The organism is Gordonia sp. CNJ-863, from assembly GCF_001942325.1.
Classification (GTDB): Bacteria; Actinomycetota; Actinomycetes; order Mycobacteriales; family Mycobacteriaceae; genus Gordonia; species Gordonia alkanivorans.
On the sequence record NZ_MKKG01000002.1, the window covers coordinates 1 to 25,445 of the forward strand.

Here is a 25,445-nt window from a genome sequence, read left to right on the forward strand (position 1 = left end):
TGATGAGCTCCTTGAGCCGGTCGACGATGTAGACACACCCCGTCGGATCGACCTGCGCCATGTCACCGGTGTGCAGGAAGCCGTCGGCGTCGATCGTGTCGGCGGTGGCCTGCTCGTTGTTGAGGTAGCCGAGCATGACGTTCGGCCCCTTCACCCACAGCTCACCCGGCTCCGAGAGCCCTTCCTGCGGGAGGGGGATGTCCTCACCGGTGGCGGGATCGACGACCTTGTTCACGGTGTTCGGCACCGGCCAGCCCGTCGACGACAGCGGCGGATCCTCACGTCCCAGCGTGGCCTGGGTGTCGAAGGGGATGATGTGCGACACCGGGGACAGTTCGCTCATGCCGTAGCCCTGCAGCATGTGCAGGTTCAGACGCTTGGCGACCGCCTGGCCCAGCTCGTCGTCGAGCGGAGCCGCGCCCGACATCATCGTGTGCAGCGACGACAGGTCGTAGTTGTCCACGATCGGGTGCTTGGCCAGGGCGACGGCGACCGGCGGCGCGATGTAGGCCATCGTCACCTTGTGGTTCTGGATGTTCTCCAAGAACTCCACCAGGTCGAATCGCGGCATGATGACCAGCGAACCGCGAGCCGCGAGAGCCGCGTTGAGCAGCACCGTCATTCCGTAGATGTGGAAGAACGGCAGCACCGCGATCACCACATCGTCGGCGGTCATGCCCTGCAACGGCTTCAGCTGGGCGACGTTGGCGACCAGGTTGCGGTGAGACAGCGCAACACCCTTGGGGTTCCCGGTCGTTCCCGAGCTGTAGGGCAACACCGCCACATGGGTGGCGGGGTCGAAGGAGACGTCCGGCGCGGGCAGGTTCGGACCCAGCAGATCCACCGCGTTCGGGTGACCCGAGGCGTCCTGCCCCTCACCGTCGAGGACGATGAGGCTCTCCGCGGCCAGCCCCACCTCGTCGGCGGCCGCCTTGGCCTGCTCGAACATCGGCGAGATGGTGACCAGCATCTTGGCGCCGGAATCCCGGAGTTGCTTGGCGATCTCAGTCGCGGTGAACAGCGCATTGATCGTCGTCGCCGTCGCGCCCGCGCGCAGGATGCCATGGAACACGGTCGCGAACGCCGGGATGTTCGGCGAGAGGATGCCCACCACGTCCCCGACCCCGATCCCCCGCGACGCCAAGGCGCCGGCCGCGGCCTCGATCTGGCCGATCAGCTGGCCGTAAGTGGTCGTCGAACCCGACTTCGGGTCCACCAGGGCGATCCGTTCGCGGTCCTCGTCGGCGACCGACCCGAACAGGTAGTCGAAGACACTCACATCGGGGATCTCGACGTCGGGGAAAGGACTGGTGAAGCTCATGGCACCTCCGGTGATGGGTCGGTTCTGCCCGCACACCGTATCAACAATCGTTGCCGCGGTGTGACCTGGACCTCTCCATCCAATCAAACTCCCCCGGCCCGGTGGGACACCACCTACAAGAACCGCCCCTCGAATCGACCCCAGATCGCGGCCACCGACGATATATGTCTGCGAGCAGCTGCCCAGGGCGGTTGGTCGGGAGCGTTTCTCAGTCGTCGGACGCAGGCTCGTCGCTGGAGGTCTGTGCGCCCTCGACGACGGACTCGCCTGGGACGTAACGTCCTTCGAGCGGGGCGCCGGCCTCGGGCAGCGCCTCCTTGTCGATGAGGTGCTCGAAGGCCAGGAGGTTCCGCAGGGATTCACCGCGCGACACGCGCCAGGCCCACTCGCGCTGGATCGAGGAGAGGAAGCCGAGTTCGAGCAGGGTGTTGAAGTCGCCGTCGGCGGCCTCCAGTACCTGCCCGAGGACGCGGTCGAGTTCGTCGGAGCCGAGTGCGTCGGCCGAGATCCGGCCGACGAGGTAGATGTCGCCGGTGTTGTCGATGGTGTAGGCGACGCCGAACAGCCGACGGTTCCGCTTGAGCAGGTATTTGTAGACGCCCGCGTGGTTCTCGTCGGGTCGGCGGCACACGAAGGCCTCGACCCTGACCCCGTGTTCGCTGGCGGTGAGCAGGACCGTCGTCTTGAGCTTCTGCTCGCCCGGGAGTTCCAGGATGACGTGGTCGACGTCGGCTCCACCACCGCTCTTACGCGAGTAGGCGATCTCGTTCTCGGTCAGTGTCTTCTCGAGCAGGTCGACGACCTCGGTGCGACTCACGACATCCTCTCGGTGGGGAACGGGTACTGCGAGACCCTCAGACGGTCACCCGATTGCGCCGCCGACGCCAGCGCCGGCGAGCCCGGGCGGGGCCGCCCGGTGTCTGTGCCGCCGCCTGCTCGGCGTCTCGGTGGGCGGCATCGGTCTGAGCGGCGAAGGACTCCATCGCCCAGCGGTAGCTCTCGATCAGCTGGTCCACCGTGTGCTCCCAGGAGAACTTCTCGGCGTGGCGTCGGGCGTTGCGGCCGAGTTCGGCCAGCCGATCGGGTTGCGCCAGAAGCTTTTCCAGTGCATTCGTCCAGTCGCCGGGCACATGACCATTGACCAGCACACCGGTGCGTCCGTCGTCGACGGCGACGCCGAGACCACCGACATCGGCGGCGATGACCGGCGTCCCGCAGGCCTGCGCCTCGATGGCCACGAGACCGAAACTCTCGGAATGACTGGGCACCGCGACCAGGTCCGACGCGCGGTACACCTGGACGAGCCGATCCGACGGCTGCGGCGGGAGGAAGGTGACGGACTCGGAGATCCCCAGTTCGGCTACCTGATCCATGAGCGCGGTGGGGCGTTGCAGTCCGGAACCCGACGGCCCGCCGACGATCAGGAGTCGCAGCTTCCGCCCGGACCCGACTTCTTTGATCAGCGGCGCGATCGCGGCGACCAGGAGATCGGGAGCCTTGAGCGGCTGGATCCGTCCCACGAACGTCACGATCGTCTCGTCGGGATCGAGGCCGAGGACCGACCTGGCCTCGGCCGACGAGCCGGGCGTGTAGCACTCGAGGTCGGCGCCCGGCGTGACCACGTCGATGCGGTCGGCGTCCGCGTCGTACATCGAGAGAAGTTCTGCCGCTTCGGTTTCGGTGTTCGCGACCAGCCGGTCGGCCTCGCCCACCACCTGCTGCTCGCCGATGACGCGCAGTTGCGGCTCGGCGGTGTCACCCTCTGCGAGGGCGGCGTTCTTGACCGCGGCGAGAGTGTGGGCGGTGTGCACCAGCGGCACGCCCCAGCGGTCGCGCGCCAGCCAGCCGACCTGCCCCGACAACCAGTAGTGCGAGTGGATCACGTCGTAGTGGCCCGGCGCCTGCGCCGCCTCGGCGCGCAGCACTCCCGCGGTGAACGCGCAGAGCTGGGCGGGGAGGTCTCGCTTGTCGAGACCCTCGAAAGGCCCGGCGATCACGTGGCGGACGGTGACCCCCGGCGCGGCCGCGACCGACGGCGCGTCGGACGACGAGGTCGCCCGGGTGAAGATCTCGACCTCGATGCCGCGTCGGGCCAGCCGGATCGCCGTCTGCCAGACGTAGACGTTCATCCCGCCCGCGTCGCCGGTACCCGGCTGCGCCAACGGCGAGGTGTGCACGGAGATCAGCGCAACACGCCGCGGCAACGGGCTGGAGGTCATGGTCTCCACCTTAGAGAAATGGCGCAGACGGTGGCGCGCGCCCTCCGCGTCGACCAGCGCACACCGCAGTTCTCCCGCGGCTTCGCGTCGGGCCCGGCCATCCCCTACACTGTTTTCGGTAACGATTGTCATTTGCGTAAAGGGTGTCATGAGGAAAACGCTTCTCGCCGCGGCCGGAGTCCTGTCCGCCGCCGCGCTGGTGCTGGCCGGCTGCTCGAGCGACTCCGGAAACGGTGACGGCACCCCGACCGTGGTCACGTCGACCAACGTCTGGGGCGCGGTCGCCTCGGCCGTCGCCGGCGACAAGGCGACCGTCGCCTCCGTCTACACCAGCACCGAGGGCGACCCCCACGAGTTCGAGCCGTCCGCCGCCGACACCGCGACGATCGCCGACGCCGACATCCTCGTCATGAACGGCGGCCACTACGACGCCTACATGGAGCAGGCCGCGAAGTCCTCGGGCGCGACCGTCGTCGACGCCTACGCCCTCACCCGCAGCGACGACCATGACGCGCACGATCACGATGCCGACGGACAGAGCGCAGACGACCACGCGGATCACGCCGATCACGACCACGGCGACGAGAACGAGCACGTCTTCTACGACCTGCCCGTCGTCGCGGAGGTCGCCGACAAGGTCGCCGACGCCCTCGCCGAGCAGGACCCGGAGAACGCGGGGACCTACCGCGCGAACGCCGAGACCTTCACCACCGGCATCGACGAACTGCGAGCCGAGGTCGCCAGCATCCGCAAGGCGCACGACGGCACGAAGGTGGCCCAGACCGAACCGCTCGCGGGGTACCTGCTCACCGAGGCCGGCCTGATCGACGCGGCTCCGGCCGGGTTCACCCAGGCCGTCGAGGAGGGCCAGTCGCCGTCCGCCGCGGACCGCGCGGCCATGCAGGATCTGCTCGCCTCCCGCGGCGCCGCCGTCCTGATCTACAACGTCCAGGCCGTCGACCCGGTGACCCAGGCGATGCTCGACGTCGCGAAGTCCGCGAAGGTGCCCGTGGTCGAGTTCACCGAGACCCTCCCGGACGGCGTCACCGACTACCTCGTCTGGCAGCGCGCACAGATCGACGCGCTCGCGACAGCCCTCGACGCCGAGAAGGGGTGACCGCGATGACGGCGGGAACCGACCCGGTGGTCACGTTCTCGGGTGCGCGACTCGGCTTCGGCGACCGCGTGCTCTGGGACGACCTCGACCTGACGATCCGACCGGGTGAGTTCGTCGCCGTGCTCGGCCCCAACGGGTCCGGGAAGACCTCGTTCCTGCGCGTCCTGTTACGTCAGTACTCACTCGACCGCGGCACCGTCACGACCACCGACAAGATCGGCTACATCCCGCAGCAGCACGCCGACGAGGGCGACCCGATGGCCCTCCGGGGCCGGGACCTGGTCGGTTTCGGCGTCGACGGCAACCGGTGGGGACTCGGACTGCGCGGGCGGTCCCGCCGCCGCGACCTCGTCGACCAGGCACTCGCCGCGGTGGACTCGCTCCCCTACGCCGACGCCCCGCTCGGTGTCCTCTCCGGAGGCGAACAGCAGCGGCTGCGCGTGGCCCAGGCGGTCGTGAGCGATCCCGACCTCCTGCTGTGCGACGAACCGCTGGCGAGCCTCGACCCGACCAACCAGCAGGTGGTCGTCGACCTCATCGACCAGCGCCGCAAGCAGGCGGGAACGGCGGTCGTGTTCGTCACGCACGAGATCAACCCGATCCTCCCCTACGTCGACCGCGTGCTCTATCTGGTCGGCGGACGGTTCCGCGTCGGCACACCCGACGAGGTGATGACCACGGAGACGCTCAGCGAGCTGTACGGCAGCGACGTCGAGGTGCTCCGGGTCAACGGTCGCCTCGTCGTGATCGGCGGCGAGGATGCACACCACTGCGTCGACATCGCCGAAACCGGGAGTCAGCCCCTATGAGCGTGACTCCGCTGGCCGCCGAACGTCAGTTCAGCGACCTCTGGGACTTCTCGACGACCATCGACCTGCTCGGCTACGACTTCATGCAGCAGGCGCTGCTCGCGATGGTCCTGCTCGGCCTGGTGGGCGGACTGCTCGGGCCGTTGATCGTCGCCCGGCAGATGTCGTTCGCGGTCCACGGCTGCAGTGAGCTGTCGGTGACGGGCGCGGCCGCGGCGTTGCTCGCCGGCGTCAGCGTGAACCTCGGCGGTGTCATCGGCGCAGTCCTCGCCGCGGCGGTCTTCGGCATCCTCGGCAACAAGGCCCGGGAACGCGATTCGGTGATCGGTGTCGTGATGGCGTTCGGCCTGGGCATCGGTGTCCTGTTCCTGGCCCTCTACGGCCGGATCGGCACCGGTTTCGCGCTGCTGACCGGACAGGTCGTGAGCGTCGGACTGAACGGCCTGGTCGCGATCACGATCACGACGGCCATCGTCGTCGCGGTGCTCGCGGTGATCTACCGGCCGCTGCTGTTCGCGTCGACCGATCCGCGCGTCGCACAAGCGCACGGCGTGCCCGTCCGGACGCTGTCCGTCGTCTTCGCGATCATCATGGGACTCGCGGCCGCCCAGGGCGTCCAGATCATCGGCGCGCTGCTGGTGATGTCGTTGCTGATCACCCCGGGTGCCGCCGCTGCACGGGTGACGGCCAACCCGATGCGGGCGCTGGTGCTGTCGGTCGTCTTCGCCGAGGTCGCCGCGGTCGGCGGCTTGTTGATGTCGCTCGCGCCGAAACTCCCGGTCTCGGTGTTCGTCACGATCATCTCGTTCGTGATCTACGTGGTCTGCCGCATCATCGGCTCGCGCCGCGTGCACACGACGCGCTAGTACTCCTCGGCGAATCCCGGATTGCATCGGGCGCCGATCATGTCCTCCTCGGGGACGACGGGCCGTCCGGGTTCCAGGTTCCAGCTCGGCTTCTCCGGTTCGATGATCCGCGCGAACCGCCAGTGACAGTCGAACTGTGCCTGCATGCCGGGGGTGTCGGCGTTCGCGTCGAGTCCGACGACCTCACGCCAGGCCGCGGCCATCGCCGCCGGGTCCTGCGTGTACCGACCCGAGGTCGTCGGGAAGACGGAGAGGCTCGGTCCCACTTCCGTCTCCGTCCACTCGACGTGGTCGATGAACGGCGGCCGATAGACCACCGTCGGAGTGGTCGACCTACTCGCGGGTCCCGGACCTGTCGTGATGGTGGACGTGGGGGCAGAATCCGTACTCACCTGAGTGGTCGTCGACGTCGCGCCGACCGACTCGCCGGCCTCGCCGGATTCCGCACTGCAACCCGCCAGGAACAACGTGGTCGAGACACCTCCCACTCCGGCCAGAGCACAGATTCGCGCCGTTGTCTTCCTGAAGCCTCCCGCGCTCATACGGCCACCGTAGGGCACGAGTAGCCTGCATCTGTGATTCACCGGCGAACATTCGGTCGGGCGGTGCGCACGGGGACGACCGTGCTCATCGTCACCGTGTTCGTCCTGCTCATCGGTCTCAGCGGGGGCGACCGCGATTCCGCACCGCACGCCGGTGACTCGACTCGTCCCCGCGTGCGCGCGACCTCGGACGGCCTCACCCTCGACGGGAAACCGTGGTGGCCGGTGGGTTTCAACGCCTACCAGCTGGGCACCGACTGGTCGGTGAACGTCGGCTGCGGCGCCGAGGTCGATCTCGATGCATACTTCGCGGCGTTGCCACCCGGGGCCCTGACGCGGTTCGACCTCTACTCGTCCTTCGCCTCCGACAAACACACGGGACTGCTGAACTTCGAACCACTGGACCGGGTCTTCGAAGCCGCGAAGCACCACGCACAGCTGGTGCTGCCGGTCCTTGCCGGCGGCTCGGGGGACTGCGAGGACGGCAGGTTCAAGGAGCGGGCCTTCTATGTGGACGGGTGGCTGTCGAAGGGTGCCTCCGCGACGACCTCCCGAGGTCATCTGACGTATGCCCAATGGGTCGAGACCGCAGTGTCCCGCTGGCGTGACGAATCGTCGATCGTCGGATGGGAGCTCGTCGGCGAGCCCGAACCCGGAGTCTGCGGCAGATCCTGCGACTGGCGGCGACGCGTGTGTCCCGGCGATGCCACGGCCGTGTTGCGCTCGTTCTTCGACCGGGCCGGCGCGCATCTGCGATCGTTCGACGACTCGCGCCCGATCTTCTCCGGACTCGTGGGTGGCGACCAGTGCGGGATCGCCGGCGACGGTTACCTCGAGGTCGCTCGCTCCGACGGGATCGACGTCCTCGACTTCCACGACTACAGCTCCACCGACGACCCCGACCCCGGACCGCAGGGCAGCGACCTGTCGACCCGGATCGATCAGGCCCGACGACTCGGTAAACCGTTGGTGGTCAACGAGATCGGCATCGAAGCAGGTTCGTGCCTGTCCCTGGGGACCCGCGCCCGGCGCGTCGACGCCGCCATGTCCCGCCGGCGGGACGCCGGTGTCGCGGGCGTCCTGCTCTGGTCCTTCGTCCCCGACCCCCGCACCTCCGAGTGCACCTACGACATCGGGCCGCGCGACCCCGCATGGGATGTGTTGCGCGCCAACGTCCCTCAGCCGACCGGCTGAGGGGACCTCAGCCCGTGATCCGGTAGACGCGCCAATCGGGCAGATCGGCACCGTCGTTGGGGGCCTCGAGAACGCGGACCCCGATCTGGGCACCGTTCTCGTACATCGTCGGGTAGCGCTGGTTGATGGCGTCCGACACCCCGCGCCCCTCGGCCGGAACGGTGAGGAAGTACTGCACCCCGCCGCCGACCGGGTCGTTCAGCAACTGCGCGAAGTCGCGGTCCGACGGGATGACGAACTGTCGCGGCCGCTCGGACTGGGCGACCACCGCGAAGCCGTACACGGTGTCGCACAGGACGGCCCCGTCGGGCAGTTCGAGCGAGTCCAGGTACTTCGCCAACGCCCGTTCGGTGGAGAACGACCGCACGACGCGCTGTTCGTCGAGGTACTTCTTCTCGACCGACTGCGGTCGAGGATCGACCACCGAACCCACCGCGAACTCCTGCGGTGCGTACTTGGGTGAAGTCATCCCCATCGCGGTCACCGGGATCGCGGCGGCCATCAGCACGACGACGGCCCCGGCGGCGGACGGGTACGCGAGCCCGCGGTACGCAGGTAGGTCCGCAGGACGAGGTCGACGGCGTTGCGCTCGACGCGAATCCCACGCAGCGACAACGCGATCGGCGAGTTCACCGCGGCATCGATCGGGGTGCGCGAGATCAGCCGCCCCTCCTGCAGCACGTCGACGGTGCCACCGGTGACGAAGGTCGGGAACTGCGCGGTCCCGCGGATCTCGGTGGGGATCAGCCCCGGCGGCACCGCGAGCGACAGGCTGACCTCGCCCTGCTGTCCGGGGAACGAGACGGTCGGCGACGACCCGAGTTCGCGCATGCTCAACGGTGGTGGCGGATCACCCGGCGCCGCGGTTGCGGGGGCGGTGAGCGCCCCGGTCGAGACGATCCCGGCCAACAGCAGACCCGCCAGCAGCAGGCTCACGCTGCGACGGCTCCGGACAGGCGAAAATGCCTGGAGCGCCCAGGACGTGCACATACTTCACCCTCCGAATGACCCCCGGACAACACCCCATCGCCTCGGCGTTCAACCTATCCCATGCCCCTGCCGGGTACATCTTTGTCCGGCGAAGCAATGGTCTCGATTGCCGAAGGTCTCCCCGCGCCACGGCGAAGTCTGCAACCATGGCGGAGCGGAGGAGTCCACGCCAACCCGAGGAACGCCCATGCGCACAGTTCACGTCGGCGACGAGGTCGACGGCGGAACGTACGTGGACGTCGCCGGGACCACGCTCTGGCATTTCTCCGCCGGTGACCCGCAGGGCACCCCGACCGTCCTGTTGCACGGCATCTTCGCGTCCGCCGCGTCCTGGGGCGCGCAGGTCCCCGACTTCCTCGACGCCGGACTGTTGCTGTTCATGCCCGAGCGGCCCGGTCACGGCCACAGTCCCGACACCACCAGCGATTTCACCTGTGCATCGATCGCCGAGCGCACGATCGCCTATCTCCAGACGGTCGTCGGACGGCCGGCGAACATCGTCGGGTGGGCCGACGGTGCGGCGATCGCCCTCGTCGTCGCCCGGGACCGGCCCGATCTCGTCAACCGGATCGTGTACGTGGGTGGCTACCTGAACCCCCGTGGGCGCCGACCCGATCGGTTCTCCGACATGGTGCTCAGCCGCAATCCCGTCACCGTCGAATACCTGCGCACCCACCACGATGCGACATCGCCCGATGGGCCCGAACACTTCTCGGTCGTCTACGACAAGACGCTTCGAATGCTCGCCGCCGAACCCGACTACGCGGTCGCCGATTTCGCCGGCGTCCGGGCGCCGGTCCTCGTGGTGGTCGCCGACCGCGGGCTGGTCCGGATGGAACACGCCCTGGAGATCGTCCGGACGCTGCCCAACGCCCGGTTCGCGGTGCTGCCCGGTACGCACATCGTTCCGGTGGAGGCACCAGAACTGTTCAACCCGCTCGTACTGTCGTTCCTCGCCGCCGACCCGCCGACCCAGTGGCTACCGGAGTGACCCGACGGGTGTGCGGTCAGGCCTGCGACGGTGCGTGCACCCGGTACCAGGCCCGGCGACGCAGGGTGTCGGGGTCGGCGACGACACGGTCCGGGTCGTTGATGACCAGGACCTTCCGCTCGCCGGTGGTGTAGACCGGCCAGCCCAGACCGGGGTCGCCGGTGCGGGCGAAAGCACCCCAGCGCCCCTGCACGTTCTCGGTGACGCGGCGCGTGCCCGGCCAGTCGGCGATGGCGAGTCCGGCCCCCATCGGTGCCCGGTAGGCACCGAACACGGTGAACAGTTCCGTCGCGTGCGTCGCACCGAAGCCCGTCGCGTCCAGCACCTTCGTCCGGTAGTCGTAGCGGTAGACGTAGGTCGGCGCGACCTTGCTGTGTCCGTCGGCGAAGGCGGTCATCGGCGCCCAGAAGATCGAGTCGCCGGCCAGCCGGATGCGGTCGCGGTCGCCGTTGCCGTACTGCGAGGCGATCTCGCGGCGGACCTCCTCGTCCTCCACCCGCATCAGCATGCGTTCGGAGTCGGGTAGTACGTTCCAGAGCTTCGCGAAGAGCTTTCCCTCGTCCTTGTTGCTCCCGATCACCAGCGGCACCGGCACCGTCAGTCCCTCGGCTGCCGCGGCCAGCGGCGAGCGCGGCAGCACGTCACCGTCGACGACCGGCGCGAACGGGATGGCCCCGCCGGACGACTTGGTCGCGAACCGCATCAACCGGTTGCCGGCCTCGAGCAACAGGGCCGGGTTGGGTGTGGTGAGGAGGCGCTGCGCCTCGGCCGGGTCGACGGGATCCTCGGTGCGTTCCATCGAGGTGTTCCGGCGCTGCGGGTCGCGGAGGATCCGGACGAACTCGTCGGCGTAGACGGTCGCCGCATCCTGCTCGACCACGAGTTCGGGAGCCGGACTCTGCGCGATGGCGTGGTGGAACAGGCCGGTGGCCTCCGGCGCGGACAGCAGAGCGAGGACCGAGGAGCCGCCGGCGCTCTCGCCGAAGACGGTCACGTTGTCGGGGTCGCCGCCGAACGCGGCGATGTTCTCCTGCACCCAGCGCAGCGCGGCGATCTGGTCGCGCAGACCCGCGTTGGTGTCGAACGGCCGGTCGTCCGTGGCGAACTGCGAGAGGTCGAGAAAACCGAAAGGCCCGAAGCGATATTGGATCGTCACCACGACGACGTCCTGGGCGCGTGCCAGGAAGGCGCCGTCGTAGAGCGGCGTCGCGGCGGTGCCGAGGATGAAGGCTCCGCCGTGGATGAAGACCATCACCGGGCGCGGCCTGCTCGATTCCACCTCGGGCGAGAACACGTTGAGGGTCAGGCAGTCCTCGGCCATCGGGGCGAACCTGCCCGGCGCAACCGCGGTGAACCGCTTCTCCTGGATGGCCGCCTTGGCGATCTTGGTGCAGTCCCGGACGCCGGGCCAGTCGTGCACCGGTTCGGGAGCGCGGAAGCGGCGGTGAGCCACCGGGGGTGCGGCGAACGGGATGCCCCGCCAGCTGATCGTGCCGCGGCGGAGCCGCTTCCCCCGGGCGCCACCGATGACGCCGTTGACCGTGGTGACCTTGGTGTCGAGCAGTGCCATTCCCCCACTGTAGACGAATCGCACGTTTCGTCTGTTCAACCGTTGGCAGAACTAGGATGTGGCCATGACCCCCGACAGGGCCACGACCGACCCGGCGCCCGCTCCTCGCATCGATCTCAACGCCGATCTCGGCGAGGGTGTCGGCGACGACGAAGCGATGCTGACCATCGTCACCAGCGCCAACGTCGCATGCGGCTTCCACGCGGGGACGCCCGCGGACCTGCTGGCGACGTGCCGGGCGGCCGTCGCCGCCGGTGTACGCATCGGCGCCCAGGTCTCCTACCCCGACCGCGCGGGATTCGGCCGCCGCTTCATGGAGATGTCGACGCCGGACCTGATCGCCGACCTCGTCTACCAGATCGGCGCGCTCGACGCTCTCGCCCACTCCGTCGGCGGGGCGGTCACATATGTGAAACCCCATGGCGCGCTGTACAACACGGTCGTCCACCACCAGCAGCAGGCCGATGCGATCGTGACCGCGGTGCGCGACGTGAACCCCGACCTCGCGGTGATGGGCCTACCGGACTCGGAGGTCCTCGCCCGCGCCGAACGTGCCGGACTCGCGGTCATCACCGAGGCCTTCGCCGACCGCGCCTACACCCCGGCCGGCACACTCGTCCCCCGCACCGAGCCGGGGGCGGTTCTCTCCGACAGCACCGAGATCGCGCGCCGCGTCGTCGAGATGACCACGAGCGGACGACTCACGGCCGTCGACGGCTCGGTCATCACCGTCGCCGCGGATTCGATCTGCCTGCACGGCGACACCCCGGGCGCGGTCGACCACGCCCGCGCGGTCCGCGAGGCCCTCGGCCGGGCCGGCGTCGAGGTCGCGCTCCACCGGGCCTGAGGGTTGCCGGTCGTTACCGACGACGCCGCTGACGAGCGAATTCGGCGAGCACGACGCCCGCGGCTACCGACGCGTTGAGCGACTCGACGTCACCCGCCATCGGGATGGAGAGGATCGAGTCGCAGCTCTCGCGCACGAGCCGCGACAGTCCCTTGCCCTCCGACCCGACGACGATCACGGTAGGGCCGGTGCCGTCGTACTCGTCGAGGGTGACGTCGCCGTCGGCATCCAGACCCACGAGCTGGGCACCGGAGTCCGCCCAGTCCTTGAGGGTGCGGGTCAGGTTGGTGGCGCGCGCGACCGGGAGACGCGCGGCGGCGCCGGCACTGGTCCGCCAGGCCACCGCGGTCACACTCGCGCTGCGTCGGGCCGGGATCACCACACCGTGCCCGCCGAACGCGGCCACCGAGCGGATCACCGCGCCCAGGTTGCGCGGGTCGGTGATGTTGTCGAGGGCCACCAGCAGAGGCGGGGTGCCGCTGGCCTTTGCATCGGCCATCAGATCGTCCGGATGGGTGTACCGGTACTCCGGCACCTGGAGGGCGATGCCCTGGTGCATTCCGTTGGTGGACAACCGATCCAGCTCCGGTTTGCCGACCTCGAGGATGGAGATCGCCTGATCGCCGGCGATCTTGACCGCCTCGGCGACGCGCTCGTCCGGCTCGGAGTTGGTGGCGATGTAGAGCGCCGTCGCGGGAACGCCGGCGCGCAGGCACTCGACCACCGGGTTGCGACCGAGGACGTACTCGGGACCCTCGTCCTTGGCTCGCGCCGCGCCGCCACCGCTGCGTCCTGCACCCGACTTCGCCGCGGCCTTGGCCTTCTTGTGCGCGGGATGGTACGGGCGGTCGACCGCCTTCGGGGTGGCGCCGCGGGCCTCGAGTCCACGACGACGCTGGCCGCCGGACCCGACGACCTGTCCCTTCTTGGTGCCCGACTTCCGGATCGCACCCTTACGCTTCGAATTTCCTGCCATCACGCCTCACCCTTCAATGCCCACTGTGCACCATCAGGGGTGTCGGTCACCTCGATGCCGGCCTCGGCCAGGCGGTCTCGGACCGCGTCCGCGGTCGCCCAGTCCTTGGCGGAACGCGCGTCCGCGCGTCGTTGCAGTTCGGCGCGCACCAGCACGTCCAGCGCGGAGGTGGCGGCCGAGTCGTCGGCCGTACCGGCCCATTGGTCGTCGAGCGGGTCGACGCCGAGAATCCCCATCATGGCCCGCACCGACGACGCGGCTGCGAGAGCGGCCGCCCCGTCACCCGATTCGAGTGCGGTGTTGCCCTGCCGGACGACGTTGTGCACCACCGCGAGAGCCGCGGGGACGCCGAGATCGTCGTCGAGTGCGGCACCGAACTCGGGGTCGATGTCGCCGATCACCACGTCACCGACGCGGGCGGCGACACGCTCGACGAACGACTCCACCCGCCGGTAGCCGGCGGCCGCCTCGGTGAGCGCACCGGGCGAGTACTCCAGCATCGACCGGTAGTGCGCGCTGCCGAGGTAGTACCGCAGTTCGACGGCACGGACGCGCTTCAGCATCGCGGGGATCGACACCACGTTGCCCAGCGACTTGCTCATCTTCTCGCCACCCATGGTGACCCAGCCGTTGTGTAGCCAGTAGCGCGCGAACGGGTCCCCGGCGCCGTGCGCCTGGGCGATCTCATTCTCGTGATGCGGGAACACCAGATCCATTCCGCCGCAGTGGATGTCGAACTCGGCACCCAGCAGGCTGGTGGCCATCGCCGAGCATTCGAGGTGCCAGCCCGGGCGTCCCGGCCCCCACGGTGTCGGCCATGACGGCTCGTCGGGTTTGGCCGCCTTCCACAGGGTGAAGTCGCGGTGGTCGCGCTTGCCGGTGCCCGCGCTCTCACCCTGGTGCACGTCGTCGAGCTTGTGCCCGGACAGCGCACCGTAGTCGGGCAGGCTGCGGACGTCGAAGTACACGTTGCCGTCGGCGACGTAGGCGTGCCCGCGTTCGATCAGCCGCTCCATGTACTCGACCATCTGGGTCACGAAGCCGGTCGCGCGCGGTTCCGCGGACGGCGGCAGAACGCCGAGGGCGCGGTAGGCGTCGTCGAAGGCGCGCTCGTGGGTGGCCGCCCACTCCCACCACGGGCGCCCGGCGTCGGCGGCCTTGCGGAGGATCTTGTCGTCGATGTCGGTGACGTTGCGGACGAACAGCACGTCGAGGCCCTGATGGCTCAACCAGCGCCGGAGGATGTCAAAGGCGATGCCGCTGCGGACGTGGCCGATATGGGGAACACCCTGCACAGTCGCGCCACAGAGGTACACCGATGCCTGGCCTGGGCGCAGCGGCACGAAGTCGCGCACCTCTCGGGAGCTGGTGTCATACAGGCGCAGGGTCACGACCGGCCATCCTACCGGACCACGATCGGGCCACCGACCACGCGAGCGCGCGGACGAGCCCCGTTCCGCAGCCGGAATGCCATCAACTCGCGTCGGCAGCGAGGACCGAGTCGAGGAGCGCCTGCATCGTGTCGAGCGTGTCCCCGAGGACCGCCACGGCCCGTTCGGTGTGCGGATACCGCACACGCACATGGATGCCGTCACGATCACGCCAGAACCACCACTGCGCCGTGTCGGTCGGCTTCTGGCTCGAGATCTGCCGCACGTCGACGTCCCCGCGCGGCATGGGCAGCCGCGTGTAGTCGACATAGGACATCATGAAGACGTCGCTACGACCGGGGCGCAGTCGATCACCGAAGGCTGCGTACACCGGCGTCAGCCCGATCTCGGCCAGCGGCAGTGCGGCCGCGAGACGCCGGGTGTTGCGGTGCATGGCGGCGTACAGGTCGCCCGTCGCGCTGATCCGCAGCGGGGCGTTGCCCACCGACCAGCTCACGCAACCCGGTCCCGCCCCGGCGCCGGTGGGCACCACGGTCGCGATCTCGTCGGGTCCGCCGGCGGCGTTGACGGCCATCGCCGCACAGGTGAGGACGGCCGGATAGGTGCGGGCACCGCGACGGTGGACCGTCGAACTGAAGGTCGCGGCGTCGTCGCCGGACAGCAACGTCCGGACCATCGTGTGCACGGGCAGGCTGACGCCCACGGCGACACCGAGGTCGAGCGGGAACTCGGGCACCGTCCAGCCGGTCGCGGCGAGGAACTGCCCCCAGGCGCCCAGGCGGGGATCGTCGGCGGTCACCGACGCCTCCCCCTCGGCGACGACGCTCAGGGCCGCGAGTCCCGACTCCGCGGGCGCCAGTTCCCGACCGACGAGCAGTTCGCAGATCTCGGTCGACACGACGGCCAGCGAGCGGGCGTCGACGTAGCAATGGTCGAAGGCGCAGATGAGTGTCGTCCCGCCGGCGCGCGTGACCGCCGCCAGGAAATGCGGCATCGGCTCGAAGGGGTTGCACGTCGCGCCGATGGACTCGATGAGCTTCGCGGCGAACTCCTGCGAGGAGAGCCCCTCAGCGGTCTCGCGGTGCTCCTCCTTGACGTCGACGCCGGGGTGCACCAATCGGGTGACCCCGTCCTCGGCCTGTACGTAGTGACTGCGCAGCGCGTCATGGCGGGCGATGACCGTGGCGACCACCTCGCCGAGCACGTCGGCGTCGAGCTGTTCGGGGAAGTCGAGGGTCAGCGCCATCCAGCCCGGCTGTCCCGAGGCGAGCGACGCCAGGTGGAATCGCTCGTTCTCCGACACCGGCGCGCTCGACCGCGCGGCGGCACCACCCGGCACGGCGCGCCAGCACACCAGTTCACCCGGCTCGACCTCCCACGATTCGGAACTCGAGAGCTTCATCGCACACTCCTTGTCGATCGGCGGGGGACGGCGGATGGGGCGTCGGGGGTCGGTTCGGGCGCGGGAACGCCTGCGGCGTAAGCGGTCACGATGGACTCGATACGTTCGATCAGGCCGAGGATCGAGGTGCGCGCCACCGCGTTGTCGGGGACGTGTGAGCGCACGACGAGTCCGGCGTCGGTGCGCGTGAACCACAAGTTGGCGTTGCGGGTCGGACCGACCCCGCTGGAGGTATGCATCGTCGACAGAACCGGGTCGTCGCCGAGGCCGAGCCGGCGCACATCTGTGTAGGACACCATGTACGGACTGCCGTCGAGTCCCTTGAAGACCCCTTCGCCCGCCAAGAGTCCGAGGACGCCGTGAGCCGGTACCGAAGCGGCCCGGCGCGCAGCGCGCACACTCTCGGTCGCGATGCGGACGAGCCCGTCGAACGACGTGTCCGGCCCCTGCGGCGAGTCCACGATGACCGGCGCGAAGTTGCACAGCCAGCCCTGTGTCCGCGCGTGCCCGGCGCCCCGGCTCGCGAGCACGGTGGACACGAAGAACCGTGCCTCGCCGGTGGATTCACGATGATGCGTGGCGAGAGCGGCGTAGAGGAGGCCGGCGAAACCGCCGGCGGACGCGGCCAGCCGGGTGTCGCAATGCACCAGCTGCTCGGGCGTCAGCAGCCAGTGCTCGATCGCGACCGCGGGTTGCGGCGCGCCACCGGTCAGTCCCAGGTCGAGTGGACACCGCGGGGGTCGGCCGTCGTTCGCGGACAACGCATCCCGCCAGAGAGCCACCCGCTCGTCGTCCGAGGTGAGGGCCGTCGCCGCGGCCCGCTCGGCCGCGATCGAATCACCGAAGGCACCGGCGGGGCCGAGTTCCGCGGGCACACCGGAACTTCGCTCCCGGTACAGCGCGACGATCTCGGACAACGCCAGGGCCGAGGAGTAGCCGTCACCGTGGGCGTGGTCGGTGGCGAAGAAGAACGTGAAGGCACCATCGGCCGAGGGGTTCGGATCGACCGCGGCGGCGCACCAGGTGCCCGGGATCAGCTCTGCACGAGCCGTTTCCGATGCACGACGACCGGCCCAGAGGCCCAGATCGGCATCGCCGACGACCTGCGCCTCCCCGGCGCGCTCGGCGACCCGGAACTCGAAGGCCTCCGGCGGCGCCACCCATCGTTCGGGACCAGAGTCACCAGTGCGGTAGTGGGCACGCTGCTCCTCGTGTCGCCGGACGAACGCGGTGAGGGCGCCGCTCATCGCCTCCGCATCGAGGGGAACGTCGAAACGTGCGGCGGCGAGCAGGAAGCCGTGATGCGGCTGACTGTCGGATCGCCTGTCCGCCATGGCCGCGAGATGGTCTGACTGCAGGAACGACACCCCGTCACCCCACCGTCGTGCCGCCCGGGCGACGCCTGCCGGGTCGCCGAGTTCCCATTCGACGATCCGCCCACCACGCAGGTGGGGGCGGAGGCGAACGGTCAGCGACCCGGGGACACCGAACCCGGGGGACACGCGAGAGGACTGCAGGGTGCCGGACATCAGCGTTCCGCTACGACCGGCGACCCTCCGGCTACCAATTCCGCAGTGCGGTAGGTGTACTCGCAATCGCCTTCGGTGACGATCCGCTCGAGGATCGCATGGAAGACGGACAGGAAGGTCTCGACCGCGGGCGCGCTCTCGGCCGGGAAGCGCGAGGACACGTTGACACCGGTGGGGATGCGGTTGATCCAGAAGTAGACCTCGTCGGCGTCGCGGGTCGCGCTGCGCAGCACGCGTGCCGCGCGCGGCTCCCACTCGGTCGACCCCTCTGCGTGGCGGAGGTCGATGTAGGACACCACGAATCCCGGCGGCGTGACATCCCCGCCGATGAGCTCGGCGACCGGCGCGAACGGGGCGCCGCCCACATCCTTGTACTGGGCCGCGGTGGCCGCGACGGCGGTCAGCGCGTCGGTGAACTTCAGCGGCCGACCCGGGCGGACGGCCACCGGGATGATGCCGACGAACCAGCCCACGGCCTCGCCCCACTCGACCGAGTTGCGGGTGTGGACCGGACTGATGAAACGCAGATCCGCGGAACCGGTCAGGGCCGCGGACGTCATCGACAGCGCGGTGTAGATGCCCGCGGTCATGGACGACCCGGCCGCCTTGCAGATCGCGTCGAAGCGCTTGGTCTCGGCGGGATCGAGCAACCAGTGCGACAGCGTCGTCTGGAAGCCCTCGTCCGGGACCCGCTGCGCGGTGATCGTGCGCGGCGCGTCGTCCGGGGCGGCGAACTGCGGGAAGCGCGGGATCGGCTCCGGCTGAACGGCCGTGGTGGTGTCGTCGAAGAAGCTGCGCCACTGGCTCACCGCGGCGTTGTTCGCGTCGATCTGCTCACCGAGGCGGCGCTCGGCGTCGCTGAAGTCCAGGTAGCTGCCGAAGGCGGCGAGGCCGTGCGGATCACCGGTGAGCTCGGCGAGGTACAGCGCGGTCAGCTCGCGGATCGCGAACACCTGGGTGTAGGCGTCCATCACGGTGTGGTCGGCGGCGAACACCACGAGGAAGCCCTCGTCGTCGCCAGGCGTCTCGACTGTGACCGCGATGCAGTGCGGCCACGCCAGCGGGGTGACGGTGGTGTTGAAGTACTCGGTGACGAGTTCGGAGACCTCGGCGGGTTCCAGATCGGACCCGAAGGCCCGCTCGCGCACCGAGATCGCGTCGGCGGCGACGGTGATGCGGGTCAGGTCGCCCTGCGGGTGTCCGGCGTCGTGGACACGGACCGAGGTCCGGAACGCCTCGTGCCGGCGGTACCACGCGACGAGTGTGCGCGAGAACGCTTCCCGGTCGAGCGGACGCTGGATCCGGAATGCCGTCCCGATCCACTGGCTGTACCAGTCGTCGCCCTCCCGAACCGCGCGTCGGGCGTGCTCGAGATGCATGTACGACAGTTGCCGCGAGTCGGTCTGCCATTCCGATGCCTCGACCGTCGGCTCCCACGCGGTCACCGTTCCGCCGGGCATCGAATAGTCATCGAGTTCGGTGTATTCCATCGAAACCTCTCGTGTTGACACGTGTCAGCCCCCGACTGTTGGTCTTCTCCAGCCCCTCCCCTGAGGCTGGTGCGCCGCGTTGCGCTAGCGGTGTTGTCGATCGAAGTCGACGCGGGCATGCGTCCTCGATGCCGAGAGCTGCTGTGCTCTCGGTCGTCTCGCCATGCTCACAGCCCCAACCCACGTCGTAGCGTGGGCCACGACTCCCGCTGCTGGTCGACCCAGTACGGCCACGAATGTGTGCCGGGGTCGACGTAACGGATGGTGGCCGGAACACCGGCAGCGGCGAGCCTGGACTGCAGCTGCTGTGTGCACCACATCGAGCCGACCTCGATCACGCCACCGACGACCTGTCGGTCTGTGGGGTTCTCGTTGCCGGGATAACCGGGGGCATCGTACTTTCCGGAGCGGCCCGTCCCGGTGGAGACGTAGACGGCGGAGCCCCGGAGGTTTCCCGCCTGGGCGAGCACATCGTGTGCAGCCCAATCCGGGTCGTTCGGGCCGCCCCACATGTTGTTGGCGTCACCGCCGAACGCCGCGACGATGCCTCGAGGGTAGGCCTGGCCGGCCGGTCCCGTCGTGGTGAAGCATCCGCTGTAGGCGGCCACCGCATCATAGAAACGGGGATTGCGGGCCGCCAGGACGAGCGCGGCACCCGCACCCATCGAGAGTCCGGCGACACCCCGCACGCCGTTGCCGGAGAACTGCGTATCGATCAGCGGGGGCAGTTCGCGGGTCAGGAACGTCTCCCACTTGTAGCGGCCGAGCTTCGGATCGTCGCGCTGCCAGTCCGTATAGAAACTGCCGTCACCCGCGATGGGCATGACCACGTTGACGTTCTTGTCGGCATAGAAACCGGCGAGATCCGTCTTCAGCGTCCACACACTGTTGTTCGGATCCTGTTCGTTCAGGCCGCCCAGCAGGTACAGCGACGGCCGCGGGCCGGTGTCCGCACGCGGGGTCAGGACCTGCACCTTGATGGTCTTGTCCATGGACGCGGAATGCACGTACACGGCGTGGAGGTGCGGGCCCTCGGCGACCACTCGCTCGATCGCGGAGACGCCCGGTGCCGCGGACGCGGGGCCCGCCGACACTGCTGTGGCCAGACCCGAGAAGACGATCGCCGCAGCCACGGTGGTCGCGAGAACGCCTGTGGCGCGCATCTTCACACGGCGATACGTGTTCCGGCGGGCAGCACCCGTCATATCGTCGCGTCCTCCGAATTCCAAGACTTGGCAGTCAATTGACCAGATTCGCCGGCTTCCCGATTTCCGGGGGGGCCGGTCCACATTGGTCACGACAGTAACCCGAATTCATCCGATTGGATAGTTCGCCGTACGAATTGCGCGTCAACAAGGCGACCCTTAAAGATCCATGATATTGGCGGTTTCGGGGCACTCCCGGGCCACCGTTCGGGCCCGTCGCCCGAAGATCGGGCCACCACCGGCTCCTCGGGTATGGTTTGCACGGTCTCGACGCCACCTGACGCGGCTCGCGAGGCGCGGTCGACCACGATCACCGAATCCGCAGCTGCGCGTGTTCATCCGTCCGGCCGTCGCCGGCGTCCGGCCCGCACCGCTCCGGCGGTCCGACCGGATCGGACCGGCGGTACGGCACCGCGGAAGACACCTCGGGCGGTGCTCACAATGGAAACCCGGTGTGACACAACACACATGGCGCCAGGGCACGGTCTGAGCCCTTCCGCCCGGTGGATTGTGGAAAGAATCACTCTCGACGAACGGCAGGTGCAGTCATGAACTTCGCTTCCCTGGTCGGACACGTGCCCGGCGTGTCCACCGACTCGACCGTCGATCGGCTCACCGCGGACGACGACCTCTTCGTGCGCATGGATGTGATCCTCGGCCTCCCCGTCGTGAACCAGACGCTGTGGCGGTTCCCCGGCACGGTCGACGTCGACGCCATCGCCTCGTTGGCAGACAAGCTACGTCGCGGTCGCTTGAGCCGGCTCGTCGCCACCCACCGGGGTCCGGGGCGCGCCTACTGGCGGTACACCCCCGACGCCGGCCACTTCTCCGTGCAGGCCGAGCCGGTCGCGGTCGGCGAGGAAGAGCAGTGGGGCCGGGCACAGGCCGACACCGACCTCGACTTCGAGAACGGACCCGCGTGGCGGCTCGTCGTCGCACGGACCGCCGACGACGCCTCGGTGCTCGTGTCCCTGGTCATCTCCCATGTCATCGCCGACGGCGGGACGGGCGCGGTCGCGGTCCTCGAGGCCGTCCACGGCCTGGACTACACGCCCGGCACCGCTCCGGGCCTGGTGTCGAACGTCGTCGACGCCGGCGACCTGCTCTGGACCGCGGGGAAGACCGCGATCCGGATGGCGCGCGCGAGTAGGTCCGGACCGCCCGCCTCGCCGGCGCGCGTGACCGGCCGGCCGGCACCCGACACCGACGTCGCCACCGCCGAGATCGCACCGAACGTGACCGTCCTGATCCCGGCCGCCGACTTCACCGCCGCGGCCGAATCCCGGGGCGGCACCGACAACAGCCTTTTCGCGGCGCTCATGGTGGGTGTACTGGAGCGGTGCGGCCGGGTCTCCCCCGGCGACGTCGTCCCGGTGTCGCTGCCCGTCTCGTCACGCACGCACGACGACCGCCGCGCGAACGCGACGTCGGGCGCCACCGCCTTCGTCGAGGTCTCCCCGGACCGCTACGAGGACCTGTCCGCGGTCCGGACGGCGTGCAAGGACGCCTACAACCGGTTAACCGCCAACTCGGGCAAAGTGGCCCAGCGAGCAGTCGTCCTGCAGGCGCTGAACGCCGCCCTCACCCGACGCCTCGCCGCCAACGTCACCACACCGCTGTGCCTCGCCTCCAACGTCGGACTGGTTCCCGACGAGTTCGCGACGCTGGGCACCGGAGAACGCGCCGCACTCTCCATCCGCGCCGTCACCGCGACCGACGATCCCCGCAATCTGCGTGACCGCAAGGGCGGCATCAGCGGCTGGCTCGCGCTCGGCGCCGACGACGTCATGTTCAGCGTGAGTTCGCTCGACCCGGTGCGCATCCCGGACGTGGCCACCCTGCGCGAGCTGGTGACCACCGAGCTCGCCGCGTGGGGTCTGCACGGAAGCCGCTGGGGCGCATGAGGATCGCGTTCACCGTCCACGGCAGCCGGGGAGATGTCCAGCCCGCGGTGGCGATCGGCACCGAACTCGCGCGTCGCGGACACGAGGTCCGCCTCGCCGTGCCCGAGGATCTCGTCGAACTGACCGCGGCGTCCGGGTTGCCGACGCGGATGCTGGCGCCGTCGACGGCCGAGCTGCTGGCCGGTCCACTGGTCAAGGAGCGCCTGAAGTCCAAGAACCCACGGGTCCGGTTGAAGGCGCTGGGCGAGGTCGCCGACCACGGTCGCGCGACCTCGGAACAGGTCATGGCCGAACTCGCCGACGTCTCCGATCTCCTGGTGACCGGGCCGCTGGCGCAGGACCGGGCCGACGCGATCACCCAGAGCCGTGGCATCGGATTCGTTCCGCTGCACTACTGTCCGCTGCGTCCGAACGCCAGCCTCGCCGTCCGCTACCGCGAGTACCCGCGTCCGGTCTCGCGCGCGATGTGGCGTCTCGCCGACCAGACCTACTGGCTGACGCTGCGCGGCGCCGACCGGAGGCTGCGCACCGAACTCGACCTCCCGCCCGCCAAAGGCCCACTGGGGAGCCGACTTCGGCGGCGCGGGGTACCCGAGATCCAGGCCTACGATGCCGCCCTGTTCCCCGGACTCGCGAACGACTGGGGACCACAGCGGCCGCTGGTCGGATTCCTTCTGCCGGACAAGGAAACTCGCGCCGCACTCGCCAACGGCGACGATGCGACGTCACGCGCGGTCGAGTGGGCGTCGGGCGGTGAGGCACCCGTCTACGTCGGTTTCGGCAGCATGAAGATCACCGCCGAGCAGATCGGCGGGATCGTGAGCTCGCTCCTCGATCGCGGGCTTCGGGTCATCGGACACACCGATCACGAACTCTCCCAGCATGATCGGCTCCTGCACCTCCAACAGCCGGTCGACCACGAGACCCTGCTCCCGGAATGTCGAGGCGCGGTGCACCACGGCGGCGCCGGCACCACGGCAGCGGCAGCACGCGCGGGCATCCCGTCGGTGATCGCGTGGCTCAGCGCGGATCAGCCGATGTGGGCGGCAGCTCTTCGACGGAAAGGTGCCGGTTCCGGCAACAAGCTGGCCCGGTTCGAGCCATCCGATCTCGACCCGCTCACCGATCCGGCGGTGGCGGCTGCGGCCGCGCGTCTGGGGAGGGACCTCACCCCACCGGCCGACGCCGTCGACCGCGCCTGCGAGATCCTGCTGGACGCCGCGGCGCGCTGACCCGGGCGTCGTCGAGCCGCGGTCACGCGTCGTCGAGCAGGGCGGTGGCGACCGCCGCGATCCCCTCGCCGCGTCCGGTCATGCCCAGACCGTCGGTGGTCGTCGCCGACACCGACACCGGTCCGCCGACCGCCGCGGACAGCACTTCCTGAGCTTCGGCACGACGGGGTCCGATCTTGGGACGATTGCCGATGACCTGCACGGCGGCGTTGACGACGCGGAGTCCCTCGGCAGCGATCAGCTCGGCCACATGGGTGAGCATCGCGATGCCGGAGACGCCCTCCCACTCGGGTCGACCGGTGCCGAACACCGACCCGACGTCGCCGAGTCCGGCGGCCGAGAGCACCGCGTCGCACAGGGCGTGCGCACCGACGTCGCCGTCGGAGTGACCCTCACAGCCGGGCTCGTCGTGAAAGTGCAGGCCGACCATCCAGCAGTCGGCGGATGCGTCGATACGGTGCGCATCGGTGCCGATCCCGACCCTCATGACCGGGCCTCGGCGTCGGCCGCGGTCTCACGGACGACGTCTCGGATGATGCGGAGGTCCCACGGGGTGGTGATCTTCATGGCGAGAGGGTCTCCCGGGACGATGTGGACGGGGATTCCGCAGCGTTCGGCGAGGCCGGCGTCGTCGGTCGCCAGACCGGAATCGTCGGCATGCGCTCGCAGCAGGGCCTCGCGGGTGAAGCCCTGTGGGGTCTGCACCGCGCGGAGTTCTTCGCGGTCGACGGTGCGGGTCACGAGTTCGTGTCCGCTCGCATCCGGTGCGACCTGCTTGAGAGTGTCGACAACCGGCACCCCGGGCACCACGGCCGGATGCCCGGCCGCGACGGCGTCGACCACTCTCGTGAAGACATGAGCGGGCGTCAGGGGACGTGCCGCGTCGTGCACGAGAAGGATCCGGGCATCGCCGGCCGCGGCTATTCCCGCGCGCACCGAATCGGACCGGTGAGCACCGCCGGGAACGACGGCGACCCCGGGGAGCAGCTCTCGAGCATGCTCCACGAGGTCGGCCGGCACCACGACGACGATCGATGCCCCGAGCGATTCGGGGATGTTGTCGACGCAGCGCTCGATGATCGTTGCGCCATCGAGGTCGACGAACGCCTTCGGTACCGGCTCGCCGAGTCGGGTTCCCGACCCGGCAGCCGGGATGATGACGCAGACTTCCGCGCCGGAATCCTCCGGCGTAGTGGTCAATGTTCTACCTGATCAGGTACGAACCGATGTCAGGAAGCCGCCGCGAGGACCTCGTCCAGGATGATGGTGGCCTTCTCGTCATCGGTGTTCTGCGCGAGCGACAGTTCGTCCACGAGGACTCGGCGGGCACGGGTCAGCATGCGCTTCTCACCGGCCGAGAGTCCACGGTCCTGCTCGCGGCGCCAGAGGTCGCGCACGATCTCGGCGACCTTGATGATGTCGCCGGAGATGAGCTTCTCCTGGTTCGCCTTGAATCGCCGCGCCCAGTTGGTCGGCTCTTCGGTGTGCGGGGCCCGCAGCACCTGGAATACCTGGTCGAGACCCTCTTGCCCGACCACGTCGCGGACGCCCACGTATTCCAACTTCGTCGAGGGAATCTGAACGGTCATGTCACCGTCGGCAACCTTGAGAACAAGGTATTCGATCTGCTCACCCTTGATGGTCCGGGTAACGATGTCTTCGACCCGAGCAGCACCGTGATGGGGGTAAACGACGGTGTCGCCAACTTTGAAATTCAATGTTCCTTGCCCCTTTCGAGTGAACCCAGTCTAGCACGGGCGTTCCGAGGGCCCCACCCAACGGTGCAGGTCAACGCGGTGAACCGGTTCCAGTGCAGGCTCTTCCGAGGTGGCAGGGGGTGCCGTAGCAGC

22 protein-coding genes and 2 pseudogenes are annotated in these 25,445 nt (G+C 69.3%); 8 read left to right on the forward strand and 16 right to left on the reverse strand.

The genetic code is table 11. The annotated features are described in order from the left end of the window. The 3 genes from BJF87_RS00795 to mshA all read right to left on the reverse strand — a co-directional run. Positions 1–1,321 (reverse strand): AMP-binding protein (locus BJF87_RS00795; protein WP_075862501.1); only part of this gene is annotated, 1,321 nt, incomplete at its 3' end. Between the two features lie 208 nt (positions 1,322–1,529). Next, entirely contained in the window at positions 1,530–2,138 is a 609-nt protein-coding gene (locus tag BJF87_RS00800; RefSeq protein WP_006358518.1) for a YbjN domain-containing protein, read from the reverse strand. A gap of 37 nt (positions 2,139–2,175) precedes the next feature. Beyond that, positions 2,176–3,540, reverse strand: coding sequence for a D-inositol-3-phosphate glycosyltransferase (mshA, locus tag BJF87_RS00805; RefSeq protein WP_035752079.1), 1,365 nt, complete (start codon positions 3,538–3,540; stop codon positions 2,176–2,178). A 148-nt stretch (positions 3,541–3,688) separates the two neighbouring features. Between mshA and BJF87_RS00810 the strand changes: the two genes are divergently transcribed. Genes BJF87_RS00810 through BJF87_RS00820 form a run of 3 tightly spaced genes read left to right on the forward strand, consistent with a single transcriptional unit; the run spans position 3,689 to position 6,332 of the window. Continuing rightward, complete coding sequence (locus tag BJF87_RS00810) at positions 3,689–4,657, forward strand: metal ABC transporter solute-binding protein, Zn/Mn family (RefSeq protein WP_006358516.1); 969 nt, start codon at positions 3,689–3,691, stop codon at positions 4,655–4,657. A gap of 5 nt (positions 4,658–4,662) precedes the next feature. After that, on the forward strand, positions 4,663–5,466 hold the full coding sequence (locus BJF87_RS00815; RefSeq protein ID WP_006358515.1) for a metal ABC transporter ATP-binding protein: 804 nt from the start codon (positions 4,663–4,665) through the stop codon (positions 5,464–5,466). After that, positions 5,463–6,332 carry a metal ABC transporter permease gene (locus BJF87_RS00820; RefSeq protein WP_006358514.1) on the forward strand — a complete coding sequence of 290 codons (870 nt, stop codon included), beginning with the start codon at positions 5,463–5,465 and terminating at the stop codon, positions 6,330–6,332. The genes BJF87_RS00815 and BJF87_RS00820 overlap by 4 nt, the downstream gene beginning before the upstream one ends. On the opposite strand, the gene BJF87_RS00825 is transcribed toward BJF87_RS00820, so the two are convergent. Continuing rightward, positions 6,329–6,874, reverse strand: coding sequence for a DUF2599 domain-containing protein (locus tag BJF87_RS00825; protein ID WP_035751768.1), 546 nt, complete (start codon positions 6,872–6,874; stop codon positions 6,329–6,331). The genes BJF87_RS00820 and BJF87_RS00825 overlap by 4 nt on opposite strands. A 63-nt stretch (positions 6,875–6,937) precedes the next feature. On the opposite strand from BJF87_RS00825, the gene BJF87_RS00830 reads away from it, so the two are divergent. Then, a complete protein-coding gene (locus BJF87_RS00830; protein WP_231498863.1) occupies positions 6,938–8,068 on the forward strand; it encodes a beta-mannosidase in 1,131 nt (376 codons plus the stop codon). 7 nt (positions 8,069–8,075) lie between these two features. Here BJF87_RS00830 and BJF87_RS00835 read toward each other — a convergent pair. Further along, positions 8,076–8,576: pseudogene (locus tag BJF87_RS00835) on the reverse strand (ABC transporter); the annotation flags it as partial. A gap of 29 nt (positions 8,577–8,605) precedes the next feature. Further along, positions 8,606–9,058, reverse strand: a pseudogene (locus BJF87_RS25625) (hypothetical protein); the annotation flags it as partial. Between the two features lie 187 nt (positions 9,059–9,245). On the opposite strand from BJF87_RS25625, the gene BJF87_RS00840 reads away from it, so the two are divergent. Beyond that, positions 9,246–10,049, forward strand: coding sequence for an alpha/beta fold hydrolase (locus tag BJF87_RS00840; RefSeq protein ID WP_006358509.1), 804 nt, complete (start codon positions 9,246–9,248; stop codon positions 10,047–10,049). 16 nt (positions 10,050–10,065) lie between these two features. On the opposite strand, the gene BJF87_RS00845 is transcribed toward BJF87_RS00840, so the two are convergent. Continuing rightward, positions 10,066–11,619 (reverse strand): carboxylesterase/lipase family protein, encoded by a 1,554-nt coding sequence (locus BJF87_RS00845; RefSeq protein WP_006358508.1) that lies wholly within the window; start codon positions 11,617–11,619, stop codon positions 10,066–10,068. Positions 11,620–11,683: 64 nt separating this feature from the next. Here BJF87_RS00845 and BJF87_RS00850 point away from each other — a divergent pair, with 64 nt between their 5' ends. Further along, on the forward strand, positions 11,684–12,466 hold the full coding sequence (locus tag BJF87_RS00850) for a LamB/YcsF family protein (protein ID WP_006358507.1): 783 nt from the start codon (positions 11,684–11,686) through the stop codon (positions 12,464–12,466). Positions 12,467–12,479: 13 nt separating this feature from the next. Here the strand turns inward: BJF87_RS00850 and rlmB are convergent, their stop codons facing one another. The 6 genes from rlmB to BJF87_RS00880 form a co-directional block, all read right to left on the reverse strand. Then, positions 12,480–13,442: a 23S rRNA (guanosine(2251)-2'-O)-methyltransferase RlmB gene (rlmB, locus tag BJF87_RS00855; RefSeq protein ID WP_006358506.1), complete on the reverse strand. Its 963-nt coding sequence runs from the start codon at positions 13,440–13,442 to the stop codon at positions 12,480–12,482. Then, a complete protein-coding gene (cysS, locus tag BJF87_RS00860) occupies positions 13,442–14,833 on the reverse strand; it encodes a cysteine--tRNA ligase (protein ID WP_075862502.1) in 1,392 nt (463 codons plus the stop codon). The genes rlmB and cysS overlap by 1 nt, the downstream gene beginning before the upstream one ends. Before the next feature lie 82 nt (positions 14,834–14,915). Continuing rightward, complete coding sequence (locus BJF87_RS00865) at positions 14,916–16,235, reverse strand: condensation protein (RefSeq protein ID WP_006358504.1); 1,320 nt, start codon at positions 16,233–16,235, stop codon at positions 14,916–14,918. After that, positions 16,232–17,764: an acyltransferase gene (locus BJF87_RS00870; RefSeq protein WP_075862503.1), complete on the reverse strand. Its 1,533-nt coding sequence runs from the start codon at positions 17,762–17,764 to the stop codon at positions 16,232–16,234. The genes BJF87_RS00865 and BJF87_RS00870 overlap by 4 nt, the downstream gene beginning before the upstream one ends. Further along, on the reverse strand, positions 17,764–19,254 hold the full coding sequence (locus BJF87_RS00875; RefSeq protein ID WP_075862504.1) for a condensation domain-containing protein: 1,491 nt from the start codon (positions 19,252–19,254) through the stop codon (positions 17,764–17,766). The genes BJF87_RS00870 and BJF87_RS00875 overlap by 1 nt, the downstream gene beginning before the upstream one ends. Before the next feature lie 167 nt (positions 19,255–19,421). Continuing rightward, entirely contained in the window at positions 19,422–20,459 is a 1,038-nt protein-coding gene (locus tag BJF87_RS00880) for an alpha/beta hydrolase family protein (RefSeq protein WP_075862505.1), read from the reverse strand. Between the two features lie 548 nt (positions 20,460–21,007). On the opposite strand from BJF87_RS00880, the gene BJF87_RS00885 reads away from it, so the two are divergent. Together BJF87_RS00885 and BJF87_RS00890 are read left to right on the forward strand one after the other, a co-directional pair. After that, complete coding sequence (locus BJF87_RS00885) at positions 21,008–22,363, forward strand: hypothetical protein (protein WP_075862506.1); 1,356 nt, start codon at positions 21,008–21,010, stop codon at positions 22,361–22,363. Next, the gene (locus BJF87_RS00890) at positions 22,360–23,595 is read left to right on the forward strand and encodes a nucleotide disphospho-sugar-binding domain-containing protein (protein WP_075862532.1); all 1,236 of its coding nucleotides are present in this window, start codon (positions 22,360–22,362) and stop codon (positions 23,593–23,595) included. The genes BJF87_RS00885 and BJF87_RS00890 overlap by 4 nt, the downstream gene beginning before the upstream one ends. Positions 23,596–23,617: 22 nt before the next feature. Here the strand turns inward: BJF87_RS00890 and ispF are convergent, their stop codons facing one another. From ispF to BJF87_RS00905, 3 genes are read right to left on the reverse strand one after another with little or no spacing between them, the layout of a single operon-like run. Next, the gene (ispF, locus tag BJF87_RS00895; RefSeq protein ID WP_075862507.1) at positions 23,618–24,082 is read right to left on the reverse strand and encodes a 2-C-methyl-D-erythritol 2,4-cyclodiphosphate synthase; all 465 of its coding nucleotides are present in this window, start codon (positions 24,080–24,082) and stop codon (positions 23,618–23,620) included. Beyond that, positions 24,079–24,795: a 2-C-methyl-D-erythritol 4-phosphate cytidylyltransferase gene (gene ispD / locus BJF87_RS00900; protein ID WP_035751793.1), complete on the reverse strand. Its 717-nt coding sequence runs from the start codon at positions 24,793–24,795 to the stop codon at positions 24,079–24,081. Before ispD ends, ispF begins: the two co-directional genes overlap by 4 nt. Positions 24,796–24,824: 29 nt before the next feature. Then, positions 24,825–25,313 (reverse strand): CarD family transcriptional regulator, encoded by a 489-nt coding sequence (locus tag BJF87_RS00905; protein ID WP_006358497.1) that lies wholly within the window; start codon positions 25,311–25,313, stop codon positions 24,825–24,827. Positions 25,314–25,445: the final 132 nt, after the last annotated feature.